Source organism: Nonomuraea ferruginea, assembly GCF_039540635.1.
Classification (GTDB): Bacteria; Actinomycetota; Actinomycetes; order Streptosporangiales; family Streptosporangiaceae; genus Nonomuraea; species Nonomuraea ferruginea.
Genome location: NZ_BAABFD010000012.1, coordinates 178,248 through 201,855, shown reverse-complemented (window position 1 = coordinate 201,855; position 23,608 = coordinate 178,248). Strand labels below are relative to the sequence as shown.

Here is a 23,608-nt window from a genome sequence, read left to right as displayed (position 1 = left end):
GCGCGATATTGCGGTGCGGACGAGCCGGGATCCGGCCAGACTCAAGCGTCATGATGAAGCGCATCAATCCCGACGAACTACATAAGACCCCCGGCTACCACCACGTCACCATCGTGGAAGCCGGCCGAACGGCGTTCCTCGCGGGCCAGTGCCCGCTCGACCAGACCGGCGCCATCGTCGGCCCCGGAGACCTGGACGCCCAGATCGACCAGGTCGCGGCCAACGCCCTGGCCGCCCTCGCCGCGGCCGGCGCCCGGCCTGAGCACGTCGTACGATCCGTGATCTACGTGGTCAGCGGTGACAGCTCCGTGCTCGGCTCCGCCTGGCGGCGTCTCAACGACTCGGTGATCGCACCGGCCTTCACCACCGCCAGCACCCTCCTCGGCGTCGCCCAGCTCGGCTTCTCAGGGCAGCTCGTCGAGGTGGACCTCACGGCGGCGCTGCCCAACTGATCAGGTCGGGGAGGCGGTGGAGAGCGGGGCGGCGATGTCTTCGAGGCCGCGCCGTTCCGCCTTCACTCCGAAGATCATCTCCACGATCCCCGCCAGGATCATGAGGATGGCCCCGATGGCGAAGGCCAGCGCCGTGTCCCCCGGCACCCCGCTCGACACCAGCTTGGCGAAGATGAGCGGCCCGGCGATGCCGCCCGCCGCCGTGCCGATGGCGAAGAAGAACGCGATGGCCATCGCCCTGGTCTCCATCGGGAAGATCTCGCTCACCGTCAGATAGGCCGAGCTGGCACCCGCCGAGGCCACGAAGAGCACCGCCGACCAGCAGGCCGTGAGCGTCACAGCGGTCAGCATCCCCTCGTTGAACAGCCACGCGGTCCCCAACAGCAGCACCCCCGACCCCACATAGGTCGCCGAGATCATCGGAACCCGGCCGACGGTGTCGAAGAGCCTGCCCAGCAGCAGCGGCCCGAGGAAGTTGCCGACCGCGATGACGGCGAAGTAGTAGCCGGTGTGCGTGTCGATCTCGTAGAACGTCGACAGGATCTGCGCGTACCCGAAGGTGATCGCGTTGTAGAGGAACGCCTGTCCGATGAAGAGCGACAGCCCCAGGACGGTCCGCGTGGGGTAGAGGGCGACCATGGTGTGCGCGATCCGGATGAACCCGATCGACTTGCGCGTGTGGATGGTGATGGCCTGCCGGGGTTCGGGCAGGGCGGCGCCGACCTCCTTCTCGACCTCGCGCTCGACCCCCTGGACGATCTTCTCCGCTTCGTCGCCGCGCCCGTGGATGAAGAGCCAGCGCGGGCTCTCCGGTACGTGCCTGCGCACGAGCAGGATGGCCAGCCCGAGCACCACGCCCAGCCCGAAGGCGACCCGCCAGCCGATGTTGACGGGCAGGTTGTTGAGCAGCGGCACGGTCAGCAGGGCGCCTCCGGCGGCGCCGAGCCAGTAGCTGCCGTTGATGAGGATGTCGATCCGGCCGCGGTGTCTGCTGGGGATGAGCTCGTCGATCGCGGAGTTGATGGCCGCGTACTCGCCCCCGATCCCGAACCCGGTCAGGAAGCGGAACAGGAAGAACCACCACACGCTGAACGAGAACGCGGTGGCCAGCGTGGCCGCCAGGTAGACGAGCAGCGTGATGATGAACAGTTTCTTCCTGCCGAACCTGTCGGTCAGCCATCCGAAGAACAGCGCCCCCGAGCAGGCTCCGGCGACGTAGAGCGCGGCGGCGAGGCCCGCGACCTGTTCCTGGGAGATGTCCAGGCCGCTGCCGGGCTTGGCGAGCTGGGCGGACAGGTTGCCGACGATGGTGACTTCGAGCCCGTCGAGGATCCAGACGGTGCCGAGGCCGATGACGATCATCCAGTGCCAGCGGGACCAGGGCAGCCGGTCCAGGCGCGCCGGAACCTTGGTGGTGATCGTGCCGGTCTCGACATCGCTCATGAGCACCTCGGGTTACCCGGCGACCGGCGCTCAAACCTTCAGCGCCTCCACCATGCGGGTCCTCGCCCACGGCCCGCCGTACCAGTACCGCCGGCCCAGGTCGCGGCTGTGCACGTCACGCGCGCCGAGCCCGCGCAGGACGGCCTCGTACGCGGGCACGTGCCTGACGTCCGCGACGAGCAGCAGCCCGCCGGGGCTCAGCACCCGGTACGCCTCGCGCAGGGCCTGCTCGCGCCCGGCGGCGCCGGGGACGCGGTGCAGGGCGAGCGCGGACACGACGACGTCGAACCGCTCGTCGCCGAACGGCAACTCGTGCAAATCGGCGGTGACCAGGTCGACGCGTTCCGAGACGCCTTCGGCCTCGGCGTTGGCCCTGGTGAGCGGCTCGCCGGTGGAGCGCCACGGGTCCACGCCGGTGGCCCGGCCTGACGACAGCCGCCGGGCGGCGAGCAGGAGCACGGCGCCGCGCCCGCAGCCGAGGTCCAGCACGTCCTCGCCGCCTTCGAGCCGGTCCAGCTCCTCGCCCCACACGGCGAACCTGCCGCGCCGGGTGGTGTAGAGGTGGCTGGCGGCGCTGGCGAGCGTGTAGACGGCGCCGCTGGTGAAGACCACACCGGTGACGAGGATCCCGGTGACGAACGAGACGGCCGCCAGCGCGACCAGCAGGACCGTCCCGAGCATGAGACCGGTCAACGCCCAGGGTGCGTCCAAACCGTACTTTCCGCGTCCATCACCCACATGGACGTTATAACGCAAAGAATCTCTTGACCCCATGTTTGGTGTTTCGTGTCATCAGGTGAGGTCAATCGGCCGCAAAGCTCATTAGCGTTGGAGAGATCTGCGGACACCAGGGGGTTTGACCAGGCATGAGAGGTAGGAAGCGCGGCTTCGGACTCGGTTCCAGCCTCGGGCTGACCCTGGGGTCCGCTCTCTTGTGGGGCGTCGCTCATCTGGCGACGCAGCGGCACCGCACCGCATTCGTGCTCATGTCGGTGCAGATCGTACTGATCGCCGCGATCCTTACGGTGCTCACCGCGTTCAGCACCCAGTTGCTGTCGCTGGCCGTCCAGCCGGGGTGGATGACCGGGCTGGCGCTCATCCTGGCCGCCGTCGCGATCGCCTGGACGGCCGTGATCATCTGGTCGTACATGCTGGTACGGCCCGCCGCGTCGGGCATGCCGGGCCGCGCCCTGGCCGCCGGCCTGGCCGTCTCCCTGTGCGCGCTGGTGCTGGCCCCGACCGCGTACGCGGCGCGGATGGCGTACGTGTCGCGCGACCTGGTGCACCACCTGTTCGCCGGCAACATGGGCCCGGTCGTGGCCGACGACCCGTGGAGCGGCACGCAGCGGGTGAACTTCCTGCTCATCGGTGCCGACTCGGCGCCGAACCGGCCCGGGGTGCGCACCGACAGCATGACCGTGGCCAGCGTGGACACCGCGACCGGCGCGACCACGCTGCTCGGCCTGCCGCGCAACCTGGAGGAGGTGCCGATGCCCGCGGGCCCCGCCCGCGCCAGGTTTCCCTACGGCTTCACCGGCGATGGCCTGGACTCCCCCGGCCTGCTCAACGAGGTCTTCCAGTACGCCGAGAACCATCCGGAGGTCGTGCCGGGTGTGCCGGACGGGCAGCGCGGCCCGGCCCTGCTGAAGGAGACGGTCGGCGGCGTGCTCGGCATCCCGGTCCGCTACTACGCCATGGTCGACATGAAGGGCTTCGCCGAGATGATCGACGCCGTGGGCGGTGTGCGGATCACCGTCGAGGAGCCGATCGTGTACGGCAAGTACCGCGAGGGCCTGCTACCGGCGGGCACCCGCCGGCTGAGCGGCGAGGAGGCGCTCTGGTACGGCCGCTCCCGCACCGACAGCGACGACTACGTGCGCATGGGCCGCCAGAAGTGCCTGATCAACGCGGTGGCCAGGCAGGCGGACCCGGTCACGCTGCTCAACAGCTTCGACGGCCTGGCCACGGCCACCAAGCGGGCGATCTCCACGGACGTCCCGCAGGACCTGCTCCCCGCCCTGGTCGAGCTGGCGCAGAAGGTCCGCGACAACCCGATCAAGAGTCTCAACTTCGTCCCCCCGCTGATCAACACTGCCTACCCGGACTGGCGGTTCATCAGGCACAAGGTCAACGAGGCGCTCTCCCCGGTGGCGCGCACGCCCGCGCCCGCCGCCCAGGCGGCCCGCCCGACCGCGTCCCCCGAGGGCCCGGTGACCCTCGACAAGACCTGCGGCTGACGGTCAGGCCAGGGGCGCTCCCGGCGGCGCGCCCGCGCCGGCCGTCTTCGTCTCGCCCGCGGCCGCGCGCGGCACGGGGTAGGCGACGTGCAAGCGCAGCAGGGAGCGGTCGCCGGACCGTTCGACGACGACCTCGTCGCAGAGCCTGCGGATGATCCAGAGACCGTAACCCCGCGACGCCGCCGGAGGCGGGTCGGCGCCCTGCCGGTAGAGGTCGCCGGCCGTCAGCGTGCCCGCCGAGTCGGCCACGTCGATCCAGATGCCCCGGTCGTCGGCCCAGGCGTCCAGCCTGCCGGACCCGCCGCCGTGTTCGAGCACGTTGTCGGCCGCCTCGTTGACGGCGATCACCAGGTCGTCCAGCCGCGAGCCGGACAGCCCTTCCGCGCTGGCGAAGGCGCGCACGTGCTCACGAAGCAGGCCAAGGTCAGCGGTGATGGGGCAGCTCAGCGCTGTCTCCTCGCCCATGCTCAACTCCCGGCATGATTCGGCCCGGCTGCTTGCTGCCCGCTCCTCGTGGACGCATACATCGAGCGATCCTGACCTGGCCTCTTGCGCGTGCGGGCGCGCTCACACCGGGATCCCCCCGGCATCCGGACCACAGCGGAAGTTACACCGTCTGCACCGGCTTTTCCGAGCATTACGCCATATCGCGGTCATATCGACACTCTTTCCGCATGTCACCGGCCCGACATGACGCTCGATCGCCACTCCCGGCACCGGCTCCTGTGGCATGATGAGGACGCGACAGTGGAAACGGTTTTCATAATCGTGATCAGGAGGGACAAACCGTGAGAGTGGCCTTCGTCGGCAAGGGCGGCAGTGGCAAGACCACGCTGTCGGCGCTGTTCGCGAGACACGTGGCGAGCCGGGGAGCCCCGGTGGTCGCCGTCGACGCCGACATCAACCAGCACCTGGCGCTGGTGCTGGGCCTCGACCGGCCGCCCGAGCCACTGGGCGCCCACCTCGGCGAGATCAAGGATCTGCTGCGCGGCGACAACCCGCGCATCCCGTCGGCCGACGCCATGGTCAAGACCACCCCGCCCGGCCGCGGCTCCCGGCTCCTGCGCTTCCACGAGCTCGCCGCCTACGAGCACGCGGTCACCACCTCCGAGGGCATCAGGCTCATGGCCACCGGCCCGTTCGAGGAGGACGACCTGGGCGTCGCCTGCTACCACTCCAAGGTCGGCGCGGTCGAGCTGCTGCTCAACCACCTGGTCGACGGTCCGGGCGAGTACGTGGTGGTCGACATGACGGCCGGTTCCGACTCGTTCGCCTCCGGCCTGTTCACCCGCTTCGACCTGACCTTCCTGGTCGCCGAGCCGACCCGCCAGGGCGTGGGCGTCTACCGGCAGTACCGCGACTACGCCGCCGACTACGGCGTGGCGCTGGCCGTCGTCGGCAACAAGGTGCACGGCCCGTCCGACGTCGACTTCCTGCGCGAGCACGTCGGCTCCGGCCTGCTCACCTGGATGGAACACTCCGGGGCCGTGCGCGCGATGGAGCAGGGCCGCCCGTTCGCCCTCGACGACCTGGAGCCGGCCAACTCCGACGCGCTCGCCGTGCTGCTCAAGCACCTCGACGAGCAGGAGAAGGACTGGGCGCGGTTCGGCAGGCAGGCGGCCGAGTTCCACCTGCGCAACGCCAGAGCGTGGGCCAACGCCAAGACCGGCGTCGACCTCACCGGTCAGATCGACCCCGACTTCGTCTACGGGCCCTGACCACACGACTGTCCCCCTCCAGCCATCTGGAGCGTTTCCAGATGCTCACCTAGCGTCAAAAGGCGATGTTCTTCTGAAAGGAGACAGCATGTCGCTGACCGTTCCGAACGATCTGCTCGACCGGGCCCGTGCGGGCGACGTCGACGACGCGGCCTTCGTGGCCTGCGTGCGCGACTCCCTGCCCTACGCCTGGTCGGTGATCAGCGAGCTGGTCGAGCAGCGAGACAAGACCGGAGCCGAGTTCGCCGACAACCAGGTGCCGCCGCCGGACGAGCAGGCGCGCGGGGAGCTCCTGCGCTGCCTGGCCAGCGATGCCATGCGCGGTGCCCTGGAGCGTCACTTCGGCGTTCGCCTCGCCTTCCAGAACTGCCACCGGGTGGCCGTGTTCGCGCCGTCCGCCGGCGAGGCGCTGCGCGAGTTCGTCACGCCCCGTGCGCAGATCCTCAACCAGAAGCCGGAGCTCGTCGACTGCTAGCTCCGCGCGCCTCCGGTGGGCGACCGCCTACCGGAGGCGCGGCAGCACCTCAGCGCCCAGCCGCCGGACGTTCTCCACCACCCGATCCTTGTCTCCCGCGCCCTCCACCATGAGCAGGAACCTCTCGACGCCGGTCGCCTCGGCCGTGCGGGTCAGCCGTTCCACGCAGAGCTCCGGTGAACCGACCGGGTGGATGCGGGTGAGGAGGTCCACGTACGCGCCGACGTCCCTGGGCGGGCGCGGCCGGCCGTCCACCGGCACGTAACCGGCGAGCCCCGGCTCCAGCCAGGCGGGCATCGCCCGCTTCAGCTCCCCGACCGCCTCCGGCGTGCTGTCGGCGACGTGCGCCACCGCCGCCGCCACGTGCCCCGGACCCGCCCCGGCGTGGCCCGTGCCCTCGGCTCGCCGAGCGTATTCGCTGACCATGGCGGCCTTCTCCGCGTCCCCGACGTGCATGCCGAGCAGCATCGGCAGGCCCCGGTCGGCCGCCAGCGCGGCCGTCGCCCCGGACGTGCAGGCCACGACAGGCCGCATCCGGGCCGCGGGCACCAGGTTCACCTCGCGGAAGGCGAAGAACTCTCCGCCGGCCTTGACCGGCCCGCCCGACAGCGCGGCGGTGAGCAGGTCCAGCGCCTCGGGGAAGCCGCGCTCGAACCGCGCCGGCCCGGTGCCGAACACCTCCAGGTCCACCCACGGCCCGCCCCTGCCGACGCCCAGCGTGAACCGGCCGCCCGACAGATGGTGGAGCATCGCCGCCTGCTCGGCCAGCGCGATCGGGTGCTGCGTGGACAGCACGCTCACCGCGGTGCCGAGGCCGATGCGCGAGGTCCTGCCGGTCGCCACCGCCGCCAGCGTGGTGGGCGACGGGCAGACGCCGTAGGACATGAAGTGGTGTTCGGCGATCCACGCCTCGTCGAACCCGGCCCGCTCCGCGGCCACGATCAGGTCGACGGTGTCGGCCAGGACCTGCCCTGGCTCGCGACCGGGGAAGCCGGCCGCGATGAGGAAGATGCCGATGCGCACCTCTCCGATGATGTCAGCCGAAGAGGCTGACCTGCCCCTCCCCCACGGCTGGATCCCGGTGTCGCTTCAGGTGCCGCCACGCGGGCAGGTCGTCGAGGTACGACCAGGAAAGCCGGTGATGCGGTGTCGGCCCGAGCCGGGCCAGCGCCTCCTGGTGGAGCGGCGACGGGTAGCCGGCGCTCTCCGCGAACCCGTACTCCGCGAACCCGATCGCCGCCATGTGAGCGTCCCTGCGGACCTTGGCCAGCACCGACGCGGCGGCCACCGACACGCTGGCCGCGTCGCCCCTGACCTCCAGCCGCACCCGCCAGGGCGGGCCGATGTAGTCGTGCTTGCCGTCGAGGATCACCGCGTCGGGCCTGACCGGCAGCGCCTCCAGCGCCCGCCTGGCCGCCCTGCGCAGCGCCTCGGTCATGCCCAGCTCGTCGATCTCCAGGTGGGACGCCTCGCCGAAGCCGACGCCCGCCGCCCACGGCTCCAGCTCGGCCGCCACCGCCTCGCGCCTGGCCGCGGTGAGCCGCTTGGAGTCGGTCAGCGCGGCCGGCGGCTCCCCGTCGCCCGCGACCACGGCGCAGACGGTGACCGGGCCCGCCCAGGCGCCCCGGCCCACCTCGTCCACGCCCGCGACCGTGCGGATGCTCGGCTGGGACAGCAGCAGGTGCTCGATGTCGTACGAGGGCGGCATGGCCCCAGAGGCTACCGGGCCGCGAGCTGTACGGCGGCGAGGTCGGCGGCGATGAGCCGGGCCGCGACGTGGATCGCGCGCAGCGTGACCGAGACCGAGGGCCGGTTCACGCTGGAGGCGCGGGCGACGGCGAGCACCTCGCGGGCCACCGGGTTGCCGGGGAAGTCGCGCACCGACAGCCCGCGCACCCCGGCGGCCAGCGCCAGCGCGGGCACGGCGGCGATGCCGATGCCCTTGGCCACCAGCGACAGGATCGTGCCGAGGCCCTCGAACTCCCACGGGACCGGCTTGGTGCCGCCCACGTCCATCAGCAGCCGGTCCATCGCCAGCCTGGACGGCTCGCCGTCGGGGGTGGCCATCCACGGCTCGTCGCGCAGTTCGCGCAGGTCGAGCGGCACTTCCGGGTCGGCGAGCCGGTGCTTGCGCGGCACCACGAGCACGAGCGGGTCGGACAGCAGCGGGAAGACGCGCAGGTTGTCGCTGTCGGCGGCTCGCCCGTACCAGTCGTCGACCAGGGCGATGTCCACCTCACCCGATTGCACCTCGCGCATTCCCCGTCCGGACCGGCTCTGCCGCAGGCGGAGCGTGAGTTCGGTGTGGCGGCGGAGGGAGCGGGCGAGCGCCGGGGCGAATGCCACCGCCGCTGTGGGGAAGGCGGTGACCACGACGCGCCCGGCGGGACTCCCCGCGTGGGCCGACAGGTCTGATTCCGCCTCTTCGACCATGGAAAGGATGCGTTCCGCGTGGGCCACGAGCCGCCGTCCGGCGTCGGTGAGTTCAGCGCTTCTGGCCGTCCGGTCGATGAGGGCGGTGCCCGCCTCGCGTTCCAGCGCCGCCAGCTGCTGGGAGACCGCGGAGGGGCTGTAGCCGAGGGATTCGGCGGTCCCGGCGATGCTGCCCCGGCGGGCGAACTCGCAGATCAACATCAAACGCCGCAGATCAAGCATCAGACTTCCTTATGCCTACCCACAACAAGCCTCGCTTGTACTGATGCCTTCATCCAACCACCCTGGGAACGTGACAAACATGGCTGTGACTCTGTCTGCCACCCTGGCGGCGAACGAGGACATCGAGCGAAGACGACGCGCCGGGGAACGCGTGCTGAACCTGGCCTTCGGTGAGGCCGGTCTGCCCGTCCACCCGGCGCTGCGCGAGCAGCTGGCCGCCGCATCCCATCGCAACGGCTACGGGCCGGTCGCGGGGGCGGCCGGACTCCGCGGCGCGGCAGCGGGCTACTGGACTCGACGGGGGCTCATCACCGACCCCGAGCAGGTCGTCTGCGGGCCCGGCAGCAAGTCGCTGCTGTACGGGCTGCTGCTGGCGATCGGCGGTGACGTCGTCCTGACGATGCCCAGCTGGGTCAGCTACGCGGCGCAGGCCGATCTGGTCGGCTCCAGCCCGATCCTGCTGCCCCCGCCGCCGGGCGAGGGCGGCGTGCCGGATCCCGACCTGGTGGCCGAGGCCGTGCGCGGCGCCCGCGCGCGGGGCAGGACCGTACGCTCCGTGCTGGTGACACTGCCGGACAACCCGACGGGGATGCTCGCGCCGAGGCGGACCATCAGCCGGCTGGTGGAGGTCGCCCGCGAGCTGGACCTCTACGTCATCTCCGACGAGATCTACCGCGACCTGCTGCACGATCCCGGCCAGGAGTACACCTCGCCCGCCGACCTCGCGCCCGAGCGCACGCTGATCACCACCGGGCTCAGCAAGAGCCTGGCGCTGGGCGGCTGGCGGATCGGCGTAGCCAGGCTCCCCGACGGCGCCGACGACCTGCGCGGACGGTTGCTCGCCGTGGCCAGCGAGATCTGGTCAGCGCCGGCCGCGCCGGTGCAGGAGGCCGCCGTCTACGCCTTCACCGATCCGCCCGAGCTGACCGAGCGCATCGCGCGCAGCGGGCGCCTGCACGGCACCGTGGCGCACGCCGTCCGCGACCGGTTCCTGGCGATCGGCGCGTCCGTGCCGGCCCCGCAGGGCGGTTTCTACCTCTACCCCGACCTGGGCCACCTGGGCCTCGGCGGCTCGGCGGAGATCACCCGGCTCCTGCTCGACACGCACGGCATCGGCGTGCTGCCCGGCCACGCGTTCGGCGACGACCCGGCCGCCGCGCGGGTCCGCGTCGCGGTCAGCCTCCTGTACGGGGATACGCACGAGGAGCGCATGGCCGCGCTGGAGAGCTCCGACCCGCTCCGGCTGCCGTGGATCAAGGCCAGCCTGGACCATCTGGCCCTGGGCCTGGCGGAGCTGTCGCTGACGCGCCCCGCCCTGGTCTCCTGACCCCCTTCAGACATGCGGAGGCCCCGCCCTGTCCCCCCAGGGCGGGGCCTCCGACGTCTCGGCTGATATGCGCTCCCGATGCGGCCGCCCCCGCGGGCCACACCGTCCTTGTCTGAAGGGTCGCCCGTGGGGCTCAACGGGGAATCAAAGCCGGATCAACGCGAGAATGAAGGAATGGGTTCCTTTCTAGGTGCCGGCTGAGGTTGGATCTATCATTTGGTACCAATTCGTTCCATTGCTGTGGGGACAGGCGGCATGGCTGGTCAGGGAGTCGAGGGCGGGCTGCGGTTCGCCGTGCTGGGTCCCGTCCGTGCCTGGCGCCACGGGCAGGAGCTCGACCTCGGCACCCCGCTGCAGCGCTCCATCCTCGGCATGCTGCTGCTCAAGGAAGGGCGGGCGGTCACCCCCACCGAGATGATCGACGCCATCTGGGGCGAGGAATCACCGCCGCGCGCGCTGGGCGCGCTGCGCACCTATGTCTCCCGGCTGCGTACGGTGCTGGAACCCGACCGGCCCGCCCGCTCGCGCCCGGAGCTGCTGACCTCCGTCGGCAAGGGCTACGCGCTGCGGCTGGCGGCCGACGCCCTGGACCTGACCAGGTTCGAGCGCGGCATCGCGGCGGCCGAGTCCGCCCGCAAGAGCGGCCGCCCGCGCGAGGCCGCCGAGAAGATGAGGGCCGCGCTCGCGCTGTTCGAGGGCGAGCCGCTGGCCGGAGCCGTCGGCCCGTACGCCGAGCACCAGCGCGACCGCCTCGTCGAGCGGCGGCTCGGCGTGGTCGAGGCGCTCATGGACGTGGACCTGGAGCTGGGCGACCACGCGGCGGTGGTGGCCGAGCTGATCGCGCTCACCGCCGACCACCCGCTGCGCGAGCGGCTGCGCGCCCAGCTGATGCTCGCCTACTACCGGTGCGGACGGCAGGGCGACGCGCTCAACGTGTTCACCGAGACGCGCGAGGCGCTGATCGACGAGCTGGGCGTCGAGCCGGGGCCGGAGCTGACCGCCCTGCACCAGCGCATCCTGGCCGCCGACCCGACCCTGGCCGCCCCGGCCGCGCCCGCCCACGGGGCCGCCGCCGAGGCCGGGCAGGACGCGCCCGAGCCCGACGAGGAGCCGGCGCCCGAACTTCCCAGGCCCGCCCAGCTCCCGGCGGCCGTCAACGACTTCACCGGGCGCAAGGAGGTCGCCGGGCGGCTGCGCTCGCTGCTGTCGGCCCAGTCGTCGGCCGAGGGCGTGCCGGTCGTGGCGATCTGCGGGATAGGCGGGGTGGGCAAGACCACGCTGGCGGTGCACGTGGCGCACGCCACCGGCGACCTGTTCCCCGGCGGCCAGCTCTACGCCGACCTGCGCGGCTACACCGACGAGGCGGCCGACCCCACGTCGGTTCTGGGCTCGTTCCTGCGCGCGCTGGGCATCCCGGCCGACGTGATCCCCGAGAGCCCGGCCGACCGGTCGGCGCTCTACCGGTCGATCCTGGCCGACCGGCGCATCCTCGTGCTGCTCGACAACGCCCGCGACGCCTCGCAGGTCAGCCCGCTGCTGCCGGGCTCACCGGGCTGCGCGGCGATCGTGACCAGCCGGTCCAAGCTCGCCGACCTGCCCTCGGCCAGGCTCGTCGACCTGGACGTGATGGAGCCCGACGAGGCGCTGTCGCTGTTCGCCGCGGTGGCCGGGCCCGAGCGGGTCGCGGCCGAGCACGGCGCCGCCATGGACGTGGTCGCCGCCTGCGGGTTCCTGCCGCTGGCGGTGCGGATCGTCGCGGCCAGGCTGGCCGCCCGCCCGTCGTGGACCGTCGCCTCGCTGGTGCCCCGGCTGGCCGACGAGCAGCGCCGGCTGGACGAGATGCGGGTCGGCAACCTGGCCGTGGAGGCCACGTTCGCGCTCGGCTACGGCCAGCTCGACCAGACGCAGCAGCGCGCCTTCCGGCTGCTGTCGCTGCCCAACGGGCCGGACATCTCGATCGGGGCGGCGGCCGCGTTGCTGTCGATGACCGCGATCGAGGCGGAGGACGTGCTGGAGTCGCTGGTCGACGCGAGCCTGGTGGAAGCGCCCGCGCCCGGCCGCTACCGGTTCCACGACCTGCTCAAGCTGTTCGCCCGGCGGGAGCTGGACAGGGCCGAGCGGCAGCAGGCGCGCACGCTCGCGCTGCGCCGCCTGCTCGGCTTCTACCTGGCCTCGACCCAGTCGGCGCACCGGCTGGCCTACGAGGGCAGCATGATCTCCGACAACCTGGTGGTGGTCGGCAGCGGGCGCACGTTCGGCACCGCCGACGAGGCCGTCGCCTGGCTGATCGTCGAGGGCGACGCGCTGTTCGCCACCATCAACCAGGCCGCCGCCTCCGCCCGCGCGGGCGAGCAGCTGCTGCCCGCCGGCGACCTGCTGGTGGCCATGGAGCCGCTGCTGGAGTCCGGCACCCACACCCGCGAGTTCGACCACGGCACCCGCGCCGTGCTGGCCACCGCGCTCCGGCTCGGCGACCGGGGCAGCGAGCTGCGTGCCCGGTACGTGCTCGGCCGGGTGCTGTTCGCCGGCAACCGGCTGCCGGAGGCCGAGGAGCAGTTCACCCGGGTCCACGAGCTGTCGGCGACCCGCGGGGAGAAGATCGTCACCGGCGAGGTGCTCAACGCGCTGGCCGTCGTGGTGGGCCGGCAGCGCCGCCACACCGAGGCGCTGGCCTGGTTCGAGGCGGCGATGCGCTGGTACCGGGAGAACGGCGTGCCTGCGGGCGAGGCGCTGGTGCTCAGCTACTCGGCCCGCGACCATCTCGGCCTGGGCCGGCCCGAGGACGCCATCGCGGCGGCGGAGAAGGGCCTGGCCATCTTCACCGAGATCGGCAGCGGCGCCGGCACCGCCAGGGCCCGCTACCACCTCGGCATCGTGCTGTCCCGGGTGGGCCGGCTGACCGAGGCCGTCCACCACCACGCCGAGTGCCTGGCCTTCTTCCGGGCCGGCAAGCAGCGGGTGTGGGAGCAGCGGGTGTGCTCGCGGCTGGCCGAGACGTTCATCGCCGCCGAACGCTACGAGGACGCGGTGCGCCACGCCGAGCAGGCGCTGGTCGTCTCCCGCGAGATCGGTCATCCGTACGGGGAAGCGCTGTCGCTCACGGTGCTGGGCCGCGCGCTCAAGGGGCTGGGCAGCGCGGCCAGGAGCGCCGAGTGCCTACGTGGGGCCCTCGCCATCTTCACCCGGCTCGGCGCTCCCGAGGCCGGCGACGTCAGGAGCCTGCTCGACAGCGTCCCCGTCGCCGGGAAGGCCGGCGGGAAGGTCGTCGAGTCCTGAGTACAGCTCGTCGTCCAGACGTGTCATCCACACATGGTTAAACAAGGCTGTCCTTTGGGAGTCACGAACCCCCGTGGTCCGTACAGGTGGATCGGCGGCCCGGCCGGCCGCCTGACCACCGCGCGTCGCTAGGGGGCCCGGTCATCCGGATGCTCCGCGCGGCGGCTAGCCGCCTCACAACGGCGACCGGCCGGACCCGACACGGTCCTCGAACCCCCCAGGGCCGCGTCGTGGTCAGAAGTTTCCACGGCGCCGGTCAACAGCCGATCAACGCCGGATCGCAGCCCTCCGGCGAAGCGGTCAGAGGAGGAAGTAGCCCTCGGCGATGAGGGGGCGGATGGCCTCGGTCTGCGGGGCGCCGCCGTCGCCGACCAGTTCGGCGATAACGTTGAGCAGGGGCCCGAGCGCCAGCTCGCCGTCGCACACGCCGGCCAGCGCCGCCTCGACCGTGCCGACCTCGCGGGTGCGGCGCAGCCCGGTGGTCTGGCGCAGCACGATGCGCATCGGGTCCTCCGCGCCGGGCAGCCCGACGCGCTCGTCCAGCAGGCCGTCGGCGGTGCGCAGCCGGACCGACGGCAGGTCGCGCACGCGGTGGGCGGCCGCGATCGCGTCGAGCACGCCGTCCACGTAGTCGCCGACCGGCAGCGCCACCTGGTGGGTGAGCTGCTCGACGCGGACCACCGGGTCGAGGGTGCCGGAGTTGCGCATGCTGATCCAGCCGAAGCCGACCGCCTCGACCTTGTGCTCCTCGAACCAGGCCAGCCACCGGTCGTAGCGCCCGGTGTAACCGGGGGTGCCCTGCTCGGCGGCGTCGCGCAGCCACAGCTCGACGTACTCGGCCGGGTCCTGCACGTCGCGCTGCACCACCCAGGCGTCGCAGCCGCCCTCGCGCAGCCAGCCGCCCACCCGCTCGCGCCAGTCTTCCCCCTCCACGTGCAGCCAGCTGGCCAGGAAGTGGGCCTGGCCGCCGGGGCTGAGATGGCGCGGCGTCTCCCGTACGAGATCGCGGCAGAACGCGTCGCCGCCGGCGCCGGTCTCGCGGTAGGTCAGCGTGCCGCCCGGAGAGATCACGAACGGCGGGTTGGCCACGATCAGGTCGTAGTGCTCGTCCGCGACCGGCTCGAACAGCGAGCCGACGCGGGCGTCCACGCCGGACACGCCCGAGAGCCGCCAGCTGAGCCGGGCCAGCTCGATCGCCCGCGGGTTGACGTCGGTGGCCGTCACGTGAGAGGCCCGGCCGTCGAGCGACACCACCTGCACGCCGCAGCCGGTGCCGAGGTCGAGCGCCCGGTCGGCGGGGCGGCGGGTGACGAGCTGGGCGAGGTTGGCGGACGCGCCGCCCGCGCCGACCACGTGGTCGGGGCGGAGAGCCGGGTCGCCGGGGCGCACCTTGCGGTCGGAGACCACGTAGCCGTCGCTCTCCCAGGGCTGCAGGTGCACGTCGGCGCGGACCGTGTCGCCCTCGGCGCTGACCAGCCCGGACTCCAGGACCACCGCCGGCAGGCTCGCGGCCTCGACGGGAACGCCGAGCCACCAGAGCCGGATCAGCGCGCCGAGCGGGTCGCCGTCGGCGGTGGCGCGCAGGGCCGGGACCAGCTCTTCGCGGGCGAGCGCGGAGGCCGCGACGTCGCCCAGCCGGTCGCGCACGCCGTCCACTGTGTAACCGGTCTCCAGGAGATGATCGCGCAGTCGTTCCACGACACCATCCTTTCACCGTGAACCAACACGCATGATCCGATACTGTCAGTGATCATACTGTTACGAGATACCGCAGCATTCTCCAAGCGAGGCACAAGTGTGGCGGGGTATCTCTTGGATGCTCTCCCCCGCCGTTCGAAGAGGAGCGGATCCCGTGCTCATCCCCTGTCTGGCCTGCGAGGCGCGTTTCGTGCCCGACGACTACTTCGCCGCCTGCTCCGACTACAACCGCGGCCTGGACCTGGTGTCGTGGACGTGCCCGCACTGCGGCAACCGCGACGACCTCCGGGTGCTGCCCGGGGAGCTCGGGTTCGGCTACTCGCGCGGCGGGCGCTTCGACGTCCAGGACCGCGTGCGGGTGCCGGGGCTGCGCCGGCAGCGGGGAGAGCTGCGGCTGGACATCTCGCTCGACGCGGCGAGCTGGAGGGTGCGGACGCGGGTGCGGCAGCCCGCCTGACCGCTAGTCCTCGTCGCGCTGGCGCAGGCTGTGCCAGGCGGCCTCGGCCAGGCCCTTGACCTCTTCGTCGGTCGGGGTGTGCGCGCCGGCGAACCACAGCCGGCAGATCTCCTGCGCCGGCCCGAGCCACAGCACGTAGCACATGGTCGGGGAGACGGGCTGGAGCATGCCGTTCCTCATGTGCGGCCGCCACCAGTCGGACACCTGGCGGAAGAACTCGCGCCGGGCCTCGGCCACCTCGGCGCCGCCCGGCTCCTGCTTGCGCGGCGGGCGCTCGCTGACGAGCAGCCTGGCCCGCTCGGGGTGCTCGCCCGACCAGCGCATATGGAAGGCGACCACGGCCTCCACGCCGTCGCGGGCGTCGTCGTGGCGCCTCAGCTCGGCGACGAACTCCTGCTGGTAGGCCCGGAGCGTCTCGGCGTAGAGCACGCCGAAGACGTGCTCCTTGCTCGCGAAGTGGTGGTAGAAGCTGCCTACGCTCACACCACTCTCGTCACGGAGGCTGGCCAGGGTGGTGGCCGACACCCCATCCTGGCTGAATCGGCGGAGGGCCCCCTCGATGATCCGGGTCCGGCCGTCGCGTCCGTTCTTGGCACTCTTCACACTGTCAATGGTGAGCCACCAGAACCTTGTTCCGCAAATATCTGGGCCTCTCGGATCATAGCGGTCACCTCCACCGATCCGGCGGATACTTTCATCTGCGCGCCCGGCCAGATCCTGCGGATCATGCCCAGCACCTTGCGGTTGTCACCGAGCACGTCCATGCCGACGGTGCTGGCCCCGCGCACGGTCGCCCTGGCCAGCAGCGTGTCGATCAGCGCGGGGCCGAGCCCGAACCCCTGCCACTGGTCGGCCACCACCACCGCGATCTCCACGTCGGTCTGGCCGCCCCGGTAGCTCATGGCGTGGCCGACGATCTCTCCCTCCAGCACGGCGACGAGCGCGTCCCTGGTCTCGTTCACCTCGATGAGCGCGCACACCAGACTCGCCGCCGGACGGCTGACGCCGGCGAAGAAGCGCAGGGTCTGCGTGTGCAGGGATAGGCCCGTCAGGAAGCGCCGGACGCGCTCGGCGTCGTCGCTCACGGCCGGACGGATCAGCACGCCGCACGGAGGTTCCCCCTGAGTTCCAGACATGAACTCAGCTTGCTTCAGCAGACCTGAGTCTGTCAATTGAACTCAGGTAGAATGTGCGGCATGAACGTGCCTTTCCGGGTGAACAACTGCTCGATCGAGAGCACCCTGGACGTCGTCGGGGAGAAATGGACCTTCCTCGTGCTGCGTGAGGCGTTCAGCGGCGTGAGACGGTTCGCCGACATGCAGTCCAACACCGGCGCGCCGCGCCAGGTGCTCAGCGCCCGGCTGACGCGCCTGGTCGACGAAGGGCTGCTGCGCAAGGTCCCCTACCGCGAGCCGGGCCAGCGGCAACGCGACGAGTACCGGCTGACCGAGAAGGGGCGCGACCTCTATCCGCTGCTGGTCGCGCTCATGCACTGGGGCGACAAGTACCTCACGGGCGAGGAGGGGCCGCCCGTGCTGCTCTCCCACCGCGACTGCGGCGCCCTCGTCGAGCAGCACTTCCGGTGCGCCGAAGGCCACGAGGTGGGCGGCCCGAGCGAGGTCACCCCGCTGCCGGGAGCTGCGCGTAAGATCGCCTGAGCCGCGTGCGGGACCACCCGCCGCGGTGCCTACCCTTGAAGCGTGTACCGGTTCCTGCTCACACCCCGGTGGATCGCGCTCCACGTCGTCGTGCTGCTCGTGATCCCCGCCTTCGTGCTGCTGGGGCAGTGGCAGTTCGGGCGCTTCGAGGAACGCTCGGCCAACAGCGACCTGGTCACCCGCAACATCGAGAGCGCCCCGGTGCCCCTGGAGACCCTCGTCCAGCCGGGCCGGCCGGCCAAGGAGTCCGACCGGTTCAAGAACGTCACGGTCACCGGCACGTACGACCCCCAGCAGGAGCTCGTCGTGCGCCGTCGGCCGCAGGGCGGGCGGCCGGGCTACTACGTGCTCACTCCCCTGCCCATCGGCGGCGGCCACGCCGTTCTGGTCAACCGGGGCTGGGTCAAGGCGGGCGCCACCGCCGACGAGTATCCCGCGGTGCCGCCGCCGCCCACGGGTGAGGTAACTGTCACCGGGAGGCTACGCCCGAGCGAGACCGAGGCCGGCAGCGGCATCAGGGAGCGGTCCGGGCTGCCGCCCCGGCAGGTGCTGCTCATCAACCCGGCCTCGATCGGCCGGTCCCTGCCGTATCCCCTGCTCGACGGGTACGTCGAGCTGACCGGGCAGGAGCCCGCGGGCGCCGCCGCCCCCGAGCCGGTGACCGAGCCCGACGTGGGCGCGGGCGGCGGGCTCAACCTCGCCTACGGCGTGCAGTGGTGGCTCTTCATCGGCATCGCGATCGGCGGCTGGGTGCTGCTCATCAGGCGCGAGGTGGCCGACAGGAAGGCGCAGGAGTCCGTACCCGAGCCGGAGGAAGTCCGCGCCGATTAAGGTGTTGGACGTGATCCGGCACATCAAATTCGCCAACATCCACAATTTTCGTGACGTTGGCGGATATGCCACCGCCGACGGCCGGTCCGTCCGCTGGCAGCGCCTCTACCGCGCCGACTCCCTCGGCTGGCTGGCCGGCGAGGACCTCGACACGTTCCGGGCGCTGCGCGTGCGCACCGTCATCGACCTGCGCAACCCCTTCGAGGCGGAGAAGTACGGCCGGGTCCCCGAGGAGCACGGGCTGGCCTACCACAACCTGCCCATCGAGGGCCGCCGCTGGGACTTCGCCCTCTACGAAGAGGACCGGGGCGTCGCCCGCTACCTGGCGGACCGCTACCTGGAGGTGACCGAGGACGGGGTCGCCAACCTGCGCACCGCCATGGAGACGATCTGCCGCGCCGACAGCGCGCCCGTCGTCGTCCACTGCGCCGCGGGCAAGGACCGCACCGGCCTCCTCTTGGCGATCGTGCTGTCCCTCCTGGGCGTCGCCGAGGACGACATCGTCGCCGACTACGCCCTGACCGGCCTGGCCACCGACCGCTTCATCGCCGACTGGACGGCCCGCCACCCGGACGGAACGCTCTGGCCCGGCTTCGGCCTGGCCCCGGCGGAAGCGATGCACCTGTTCCTCACCGACTTACGCGCCCGCCACGACTCCATAGAGTCGTACGCGACGAAAACCCTCGGCCTCACCCCCGACGCCCTCACCGAACTCCGCCAACACCTCCTCACCTAACGGGGCAGCACCGGTGCCCGACCTTCCATGGGGAAGGTCTTGCGAGGAGCGCCGGTGCCTGGACTGAGGAGGGAGGGAGCCCCGCGAGGAGCGCCGGTGTCTGGACTGAGGAGGGAGGGAGCGAAGCGACCGAGCGACGAGGGAAGACGCCGGGTCTGAGCGACGAGCCGCGATCCGCAGGATCGCCATAAGCACAGCGACCGAGCGACGAGGGAAGGCGCCGGGTCTGAGCGACGAGCCGGCGATCCGAAGGATCGCCAATCAAACACAGCAGATCGCAATTAGAGACCTCGCAGCTTGTTCCACGTTATCCAGCCGTCGTACGGTTACCTGCGTGACTACGCCGCTGCTTCCCGACCCAGAGCCGAGGCGGCGCGACTACGTGATCATTTCCGCCGACGATCATCTGATCGAGCCCCCCGACCTTTTCGAGGACCGGGTGCCGGAGAAATTCGCCGACGTCGCGCCGAAGGTGGTGGAGACCGAGGCCGGTCACCAGGTGTGGCGCTATGGAGGCGCCACCTATCCCTGCGCGGGGCTCGACGTCGGCGCCGGCCTGCCGCGCGAGCAGTGGACGCTCGACCCGGTCAGGTTCGAGAACATGCGTCCCGGCTGCTACGACATCGAGGCCCGCGTCAAGGACATGGACACCGCGGGCGTGTGGGCCGCGCTCTGCTTCCCCGGCATGGTGGCGGGCCAGTCCGGCATGGCCTTCGCCAGGACCCGCGACCAGGAGCTCGGCTTGGCCCTGGTCAAGGCCTACAACGACTGGCACATCGACGTCTGGGCCGGCACCTTCCCCGAGCGGATCATCGGGCTGCAGCTGCCCTGGCTGCCCGACCCTGACGTGGCCGCCAAGGAGATCAGGGCCAACGCGGCGCGCGGTTTCAAGGCCGTGGTGTTCCCCGAGTTCCCGACGCGGCTGCGGCTGCCGTCCATCCACAGCGGCCACTGGGATCCGTTCTTCGCGGCCTGCGAGGAGACCGGCACCGTGGTCGCCCTCCACACCGGCGCGTCCAGCTGGTCGCCGGTGCCGTCGCCCGACACGCCGATCGAGGCGATCACCACGCTGATGCCGACCGGCGCGATGTTCGCGTGCGCCGACTGGCTGTGGTCCGGGCTGCCGCTGCGCTTCCCCAACCTGCGGATCCTCATCGTGGAGGGCGGGGTGGGCTGGCTGCCGATGCTGGCCGATCGGGCCGACTACGCGCTCGACCACCCGGTGACGGGCGGCGAGACGTCGTGGGAGGGCGGGCTGAAGCCCAGCGAGGTGCTGCGCCGCAACTTCTTCTTCGGCACGCTCAACGACCACGCGCTCTCGGGGGTGCGGCTCGCGGTCGGCCTCGACCACGTGCTGCAGGAGAGCGGCTACCCGCACTCCGACTCGACGTGGCCCGACACGCAGAAGGCTGTGGCGCGCAACCTCGGCCCGCTGCCGCCGGCCGACATCGCCAGGGTCGCGTACGGGAACGCGGCGCGGTTGTTCGGCCACCCGCTCCCGTCACGCGCCTGGCTGCGCATGGAGGAGATCTAGCCTTCCTGCGGCCGGGCCTCCACGTGCCCGGTGACGACCTTGCGCTGCTCCCAGTCGACGTAGCGGCCGCTCTCCCCGAGCAGCGACGCCATCAGCCACAGGAACACCCCGAAGTCGTCGGCGACCCCGATCAGGACGAGGAAGTCGGGCACCAGGTCGATGGGCGAGATCATGTAGACCACGCCCATCGCCATGAGCCCCAGCTTGCCCTTGCCGAGCCCGTCGTACCGGCCGCGCATCACGTCGCCGATCATGCGCGGGGTCGCCCGCACTCTCGTCATGAGAGACGGGGAGCCCGGCTTGCTCACTTCGCGGTACGTCCGATAGACCGCGGCGGCGCGTGCTGGTTTCGGCTTCATGTGATCCCCTTACCCCGGTTTCACGACATAACGTGTTACCCACGGGGATTGGTTCCTAACGATCAGGCTTTCGGCGCGAGGTCCCGGACGGCCTGGGCGATCGGGGTCTCACCGGGGATGGGCGCCAGCACGGGCGTGTCGAGGCCGTTGTCCACGTACTCCTGGATCCTGGCCCGGCAGGTGGCCGCGTCGCCGTGCACGATGAGCGCGTCGACGACCTCGTCCGGGATGGCCTGGAGCGCGGCCTTGCGGTCGCCGGCGGCCCACGCCTCGTGCAGCGGGCGCAACTGCTCGCCGCGGCCCAGCCAGTCGTGGAAGGCCGCGTAGGCGGGCACCGTGAGGTAGCTGGCCAGCATCCAGCGCCCGCGCTCGCGTACCGCGTCCGCGTCCTCGCTGACGCAGACGAACAGGCGGGCGATCAGCTCGGTCTCCGGCCGGACCTCCGCGCGGACCTTGCGCACGTCGTCGGGCGAGAGCCAGTTCGTGATCGCGCCGTCGGCCTCCTCGGCGGCCAGCCGGAGCATCCGGGGCCGGAGCGCGGCGAGCACGATCTTCGGCGCGACCTTCGGCGCCCGCTCCAGCTTGAACCCCTTGACCGCGAACGTCTCGTACGTCTCCGACACCTTCTCGCCGGCCAGGGCGGCCCGCAGGAAGCGCAGGGTGTCGCGGGTGCGCGCGTACGGCTTGGTGAACTCCATCGCGTTCCAGCGCTCCACGATGGCCGGCGAGGACGAGCCGATGCCCAGCACGAACCGCTCCGGCGCCAGGTCGGCCAGCGTCGCGGCGGACATCGCCAGCAGGCCGGGGCCGCGCGTGGAGACCGGCACGATCGCGCTGCCGAGCCGCGTTCCCGGGGCCCACTGCGAGGCCAGGGCCAGGGGCGTGAACCCGTCGGCGCCGTTCACCTCCGCGGACCACAGATCGGTGTAACCGAGCGACGGCAGCTCCTCGATCAGCTCCTTCGACGCGGCGAGCGAACGGTCGTAGAAGGGAATGGTCATGCCCCAGTTCTGCGTCATGCACCGCACCATACCAATCGGTATGTGGTACGCCTATGCCCTGAGCTCGTGCATCGCCGCGATGAAGTCCTTGGTGATGCCGCGCAGCCCCGGCAGGTGTGACATCCCCACCAGCCGGTCGACCAGCGGCACGGTCACCTCGATCAGCCGGTACGTGCGCGCACACCCCGGCGAGGTGTCGTGCACCCAGAACAGCACCATGCCCATCGACAGCAACCAGAGCAGCTCGGGCAGCTCCTCGCGCAGCTCGGCGTCCATGCGGTCGGCCGCGCCCTCGACCACCTGACGGTAGATGGCGATCGACGCCTCCCTGGCCGGGGAGGACTGGGCGCTGAACGGGCTGAGCGGGTTGGCCGGCTCGGCCGCGTGCTTGAAGAACTTGACGGCGAACGCGTGGTACGGCTCCGAGACCCGTACCCACTCCCGCAGCACGCCACTCAGGCGGGCCGCGAAGGCGCGCTCGGTGGCCAGCAACTCCGCGCAGGCCTCCTCGTGCTCGGCCTGGGCGCGGTCGTAGTACGCCTGGACCAGCGCTTCCTTGCTGTCGAAGTAGTAGTAGGCGTTGCCCACCGACACCCCGGCCTCGGCGGCGATGGCCCGCATCGTCGTCGCCTCGAAGCCACGCTCCCGGAACAGCCTGAGGGCCGTCGCGACGATGACCTCCCGGGTGCTCTCCGATCCTCGGTTTCGGGCTTCGGCCACGTTCGTCACTTTACGGCTTGATGCCGGGTTAGGTCATGAACCCGCACGGTGATCGCAGACACAGGGCAAAGATGCCGCTGAGACAGGGGTCATCTCATGTGAAGCGTGGGATTGATGATTCCAGCGGAAGGGCTATTCCGCGAAAAGGCACAGACATGTGGATACGTAGGACAGTGCGGCTCTGCGTGGTCGCGCTCTTTGCTATAGAAACTTCCATAATCGCCATGGCCACCGCCGCCTCAGCCACTCCGATCCCTCCCGGTAAGGACCTGGGAGAGGAGCTGGTGCCGATCATTCGCATCGAGGACGCGTTCAAGGCTCCCCGCTGGATCGACTCACTCGAGAACAGAAACGACGGCCTGGACTGGACGTACGGCGGCGCCCGCTCGCTGGCCCCTCGCCACGAGCATGCCGCGCACCGGATCCGCGAAGCCGGACGGCACGTCCGGGACATCGGCTGGTCCGGCTACCGCGCGGGCCCACCGGCCCACAGGACCAGGTGGCACGACTACGAAGCAGGCTGGCGGTCCCGGGCCCACGAGGCGCTGGAGGGCACCGACAGCCGCGGCAAGCGGCGCGTGAAGCTGGCCCGGGTCAAGCCCAGGTACGCGACCATGCACCTGTCGCACAGCCACGCCACCCGCTGGCTCAAGCAGGCCGGCCTGCGCTGGACCTCGTCGGGCGGCTGCGCGAACCGGCACGTCCGCCACTGCACCTCGCTCGAATCCGTACGCACCGCGACCGTGCAGCGGATGGTCCAGCTCAAGAAGCGCAGCGGCTGCTCCGTCACCGTCACCGGCGGCACCGAGACCGGGCACGCGCCCGGCCGCTTCAGCCACGGCAGCGGCCACAAGCTCGACATCGGGCACAACAAGTGCATCGACCGCTACATCAAGAAGACCGCCGAACCGGCCGGGGTGCGGGGTGACGGCGCCCGGTTGTACCGTTCGCCGTCAGGCACCGTCTTCGCCGACGAGGGCGACCACTGGGACATCCTCTTCAGGTGACGGGCCCGTACCCCGGCCGCTCGG

At 71.4% G+C, this 23,608-nt stretch carries 24 protein-coding genes; 12 read left to right on the top strand and 12 right to left on the bottom strand.

Annotated features, from left to right (window positions below; all coding sequences use genetic code 11):
- The first annotated feature begins 50 nt into the window (after positions 1-50).
- Positions 51-452, top strand: coding sequence for a RidA family protein (locus ABD999_RS23405; protein WP_219549882.1), 402 nt, complete (start codon positions 51-53; stop codon positions 450-452).
- On the opposite strand, the gene ABD999_RS23400 is transcribed toward ABD999_RS23405, so the two are convergent.
- Positions 453-1,895 carry an MFS transporter gene (locus ABD999_RS23400; RefSeq protein ID WP_271277299.1) on the bottom strand — a complete coding sequence of 481 codons (1,443 nt, stop codon included), beginning with the start codon at positions 1,893-1,895 and terminating at the stop codon, positions 453-455.
- 30 nt (positions 1,896-1,925) lie between these two features.
- A complete protein-coding gene (locus ABD999_RS23395; protein ID WP_271277300.1) occupies positions 1,926-2,606 on the bottom strand; it encodes a class I SAM-dependent methyltransferase in 681 nt (226 codons plus the stop codon).
- 155 nt (positions 2,607-2,761) lie between these two features.
- Here ABD999_RS23395 and ABD999_RS23390 point away from each other — a divergent pair, with 155 nt between their 5' ends.
- Positions 2,762-4,132, top strand: coding sequence for an LCP family protein (locus tag ABD999_RS23390; protein ID WP_261808993.1), 1,371 nt, complete (start codon positions 2,762-2,764; stop codon positions 4,130-4,132).
- A 3-nt stretch (positions 4,133-4,135) separates the two neighbouring features.
- Here the strand turns inward: ABD999_RS23390 and ABD999_RS23385 are convergent, their stop codons facing one another.
- Positions 4,136-4,597 (bottom strand): ATP-binding protein, encoded by a 462-nt coding sequence (locus ABD999_RS23385; RefSeq protein ID WP_271277302.1) that lies wholly within the window; start codon positions 4,595-4,597, stop codon positions 4,136-4,138.
- A gap of 323 nt (positions 4,598-4,920) precedes the next feature.
- Here ABD999_RS23385 and ABD999_RS23380 point away from each other — a divergent pair, with 323 nt between their 5' ends.
- Entirely contained in the window at positions 4,921-5,850 is a 930-nt protein-coding gene (locus ABD999_RS23380) for an ATP-binding protein (protein ID WP_271277303.1), read from the top strand.
- 88 nt (positions 5,851-5,938) lie between these two features.
- Entirely contained in the window at positions 5,939-6,325 is a 387-nt protein-coding gene (locus ABD999_RS23375) for an SCO5389 family protein (RefSeq protein WP_148036017.1), read from the top strand.
- 27 nt (positions 6,326-6,352) lie between these two features.
- Here the strand turns inward: ABD999_RS23375 and ABD999_RS23370 are convergent, their stop codons facing one another.
- From ABD999_RS23370 to ABD999_RS23360, 3 genes are read right to left on the bottom strand one after another with little or no spacing between them, the layout of a single operon-like run.
- A complete protein-coding gene (locus ABD999_RS23370; protein ID WP_271277304.1) occupies positions 6,353-7,348 on the bottom strand; it encodes an LLM class flavin-dependent oxidoreductase in 996 nt (331 codons plus the stop codon).
- Between the two features lie 13 nt (positions 7,349-7,361).
- Positions 7,362-8,033, bottom strand: coding sequence for a ribonuclease HII (locus tag ABD999_RS23365; protein ID WP_219549870.1), 672 nt, complete (start codon positions 8,031-8,033; stop codon positions 7,362-7,364).
- A gap of 11 nt (positions 8,034-8,044) precedes the next feature.
- Positions 8,045-8,980 (bottom strand): LysR family transcriptional regulator, encoded by a 936-nt coding sequence (locus tag ABD999_RS23360; protein ID WP_148036014.1) that lies wholly within the window; start codon positions 8,978-8,980, stop codon positions 8,045-8,047.
- Positions 8,981-9,059: 79 nt separating this feature from the next.
- Between ABD999_RS23360 and ABD999_RS23355 the strand changes: the two genes are divergently transcribed.
- Positions 9,060-10,307 carry a pyridoxal phosphate-dependent aminotransferase gene (locus ABD999_RS23355; RefSeq protein WP_271277305.1) on the top strand — a complete coding sequence of 416 codons (1,248 nt, stop codon included), beginning with the start codon at positions 9,060-9,062 and terminating at the stop codon, positions 10,305-10,307.
- A 255-nt stretch (positions 10,308-10,562) separates the two neighbouring features.
- Positions 10,563-13,583 carry an AfsR/SARP family transcriptional regulator gene (locus ABD999_RS23350; RefSeq protein WP_271277306.1) on the top strand — a complete coding sequence of 1,007 codons (3,021 nt, stop codon included), beginning with the start codon at positions 10,563-10,565 and terminating at the stop codon, positions 13,581-13,583.
- 300 nt (positions 13,584-13,883) lie between these two features.
- Here the strand turns inward: ABD999_RS23350 and ABD999_RS23345 are convergent, their stop codons facing one another.
- Complete coding sequence (locus tag ABD999_RS23345) at positions 13,884-15,281, bottom strand: N5-glutamine methyltransferase family protein (protein ID WP_271277307.1); 1,398 nt, start codon at positions 15,279-15,281, stop codon at positions 13,884-13,886.
- A gap of 154 nt (positions 15,282-15,435) precedes the next feature.
- Between ABD999_RS23345 and ABD999_RS23340 the strand changes: the two genes are divergently transcribed.
- Entirely contained in the window at positions 15,436-15,738 is a 303-nt protein-coding gene (locus ABD999_RS23340) for a hypothetical protein (RefSeq protein ID WP_261808992.1), read from the top strand.
- A gap of 3 nt (positions 15,739-15,741) precedes the next feature.
- Here ABD999_RS23340 and ABD999_RS23335 read toward each other — a convergent pair whose 3' ends face one another.
- Entirely contained in the window at positions 15,742-16,341 is a 600-nt protein-coding gene (locus ABD999_RS23335) for a TetR/AcrR family transcriptional regulator (protein WP_271277308.1), read from the bottom strand.
- Complete coding sequence (locus ABD999_RS23330; protein WP_271277309.1) at positions 16,338-16,874, bottom strand: GNAT family N-acetyltransferase; 537 nt, start codon at positions 16,872-16,874, stop codon at positions 16,338-16,340. The genes ABD999_RS23335 and ABD999_RS23330 overlap by 4 nt, the downstream gene beginning before the upstream one ends.
- Before the next feature lie 60 nt (positions 16,875-16,934).
- Here ABD999_RS23330 and ABD999_RS23325 point away from each other — a divergent pair, with 60 nt between their 5' ends.
- The 4 genes from ABD999_RS23325 to ABD999_RS23310 all read left to right on the top strand — a co-directional run bounded on the left by ABD999_RS23325 (position 16,935) and on the right by ABD999_RS23310 (position 20,497).
- Positions 16,935-17,396 carry a winged helix-turn-helix transcriptional regulator gene (locus tag ABD999_RS23325; RefSeq protein ID WP_271277310.1) on the top strand — a complete coding sequence of 154 codons (462 nt, stop codon included), beginning with the start codon at positions 16,935-16,937 and terminating at the stop codon, positions 17,394-17,396.
- A gap of 42 nt (positions 17,397-17,438) precedes the next feature.
- On the top strand, positions 17,439-18,227 hold the full coding sequence (locus tag ABD999_RS23320; RefSeq protein ID WP_271277311.1) for an SURF1 family cytochrome oxidase biogenesis protein: 789 nt from the start codon (positions 17,439-17,441) through the stop codon (positions 18,225-18,227).
- A gap of 10 nt (positions 18,228-18,237) precedes the next feature.
- The gene (locus tag ABD999_RS23315) at positions 18,238-18,963 is read left to right on the top strand and encodes a tyrosine-protein phosphatase (protein ID WP_271277312.1); all 726 of its coding nucleotides are present in this window, start codon (positions 18,238-18,240) and stop codon (positions 18,961-18,963) included.
- 334 nt (positions 18,964-19,297) lie between these two features.
- Complete coding sequence (locus ABD999_RS23310) at positions 19,298-20,497, top strand: amidohydrolase family protein (RefSeq protein WP_148036005.1); 1,200 nt, start codon at positions 19,298-19,300, stop codon at positions 20,495-20,497.
- Here ABD999_RS23310 and ABD999_RS23305 read toward each other — a convergent pair.
- From ABD999_RS23305 to ABD999_RS23295, 3 genes are all read right to left on the bottom strand, one after another.
- Complete coding sequence (locus ABD999_RS23305; protein ID WP_271279847.1) at positions 20,494-20,856, bottom strand: YkvA family protein; 363 nt, start codon at positions 20,854-20,856, stop codon at positions 20,494-20,496. The genes ABD999_RS23310 and ABD999_RS23305 overlap by 4 nt on opposite strands.
- Before the next feature lie 62 nt (positions 20,857-20,918).
- Positions 20,919-21,875, bottom strand: coding sequence for an LLM class F420-dependent oxidoreductase (locus ABD999_RS23300; RefSeq protein ID WP_148036003.1), 957 nt, complete (start codon positions 21,873-21,875; stop codon positions 20,919-20,921).
- A gap of 33 nt (positions 21,876-21,908) precedes the next feature.
- Entirely contained in the window at positions 21,909-22,577 is a 669-nt protein-coding gene (locus tag ABD999_RS23295; protein WP_219549848.1) for a TetR/AcrR family transcriptional regulator, read from the bottom strand.
- A gap of 284 nt (positions 22,578-22,861) precedes the next feature.
- Here ABD999_RS23295 and ABD999_RS23290 point away from each other — a divergent pair, with 284 nt between their 5' ends.
- On the top strand, positions 22,862-23,584 hold the full coding sequence (locus tag ABD999_RS23290; RefSeq protein ID WP_271279846.1) for a hypothetical protein: 723 nt from the start codon (positions 22,862-22,864) through the stop codon (positions 23,582-23,584).
- The last annotated feature ends 24 nt before the right edge of the window (positions 23,585-23,608 follow it).

Excerpts from the sequence above, each read along its gene's own strand:
- ABD999_RS23405 (WP_219549882.1), top strand. The coding sequence starts at position 51 with ATGATGAAGCGCATCAATCCCGACGAACTACATAAGACCCCCGGCTAC.
- ABD999_RS23400 (WP_271277299.1), bottom strand. The coding sequence starts at position 1,895 with ATGAGCGATGTCGAGACCGGCACGATCACCACCAAGGTTCCGGCGCGC.
- ABD999_RS23390 (WP_261808993.1), top strand. The coding sequence starts at position 2,762 with ATGAGAGGTAGGAAGCGCGGCTTCGGACTCGGTTCCAGCCTCGGGCTG.
- ABD999_RS23385 (WP_271277302.1), bottom strand. The coding sequence starts at position 4,597 with ATGGGCGAGGAGACAGCGCTGAGCTGCCCCATCACCGCTGACCTTGGC.
- ABD999_RS23375 (WP_148036017.1), top strand. The coding sequence starts at position 5,939 with ATGTCGCTGACCGTTCCGAACGATCTGCTCGACCGGGCCCGTGCGGGC.
- ABD999_RS23365 (WP_219549870.1), bottom strand. The coding sequence starts at position 8,033 with ATGCCGCCCTCGTACGACATCGAGCACCTGCTGCTGTCCCAGCCGAGC.
- ABD999_RS23360 (WP_148036014.1), bottom strand. The coding sequence starts at position 8,980 with ATGCTTGATCTGCGGCGTTTGATGTTGATCTGCGAGTTCGCCCGCCGG.
- ABD999_RS23355 (WP_271277305.1), top strand. The coding sequence starts at position 9,060 with ATGGCTGTGACTCTGTCTGCCACCCTGGCGGCGAACGAGGACATCGAG.
- ABD999_RS23350 (WP_271277306.1), top strand. The coding sequence starts at position 10,563 with ATGGCTGGTCAGGGAGTCGAGGGCGGGCTGCGGTTCGCCGTGCTGGGT.
- ABD999_RS23330 (WP_271277309.1), bottom strand. The coding sequence starts at position 16,874 with ATGTCTGGAACTCAGGGGGAACCTCCGTGCGGCGTGCTGATCCGTCCG.
- ABD999_RS23325 (WP_271277310.1), top strand. The coding sequence starts at position 16,935 with ATGAACGTGCCTTTCCGGGTGAACAACTGCTCGATCGAGAGCACCCTG.
- ABD999_RS23305 (WP_271279847.1), bottom strand. The coding sequence starts at position 20,856 with ATGAAGCCGAAACCAGCACGCGCCGCCGCGGTCTATCGGACGTACCGC.
- ABD999_RS23300 (WP_148036003.1), bottom strand. The coding sequence starts at position 21,875 with ATGACGCAGAACTGGGGCATGACCATTCCCTTCTACGACCGTTCGCTC.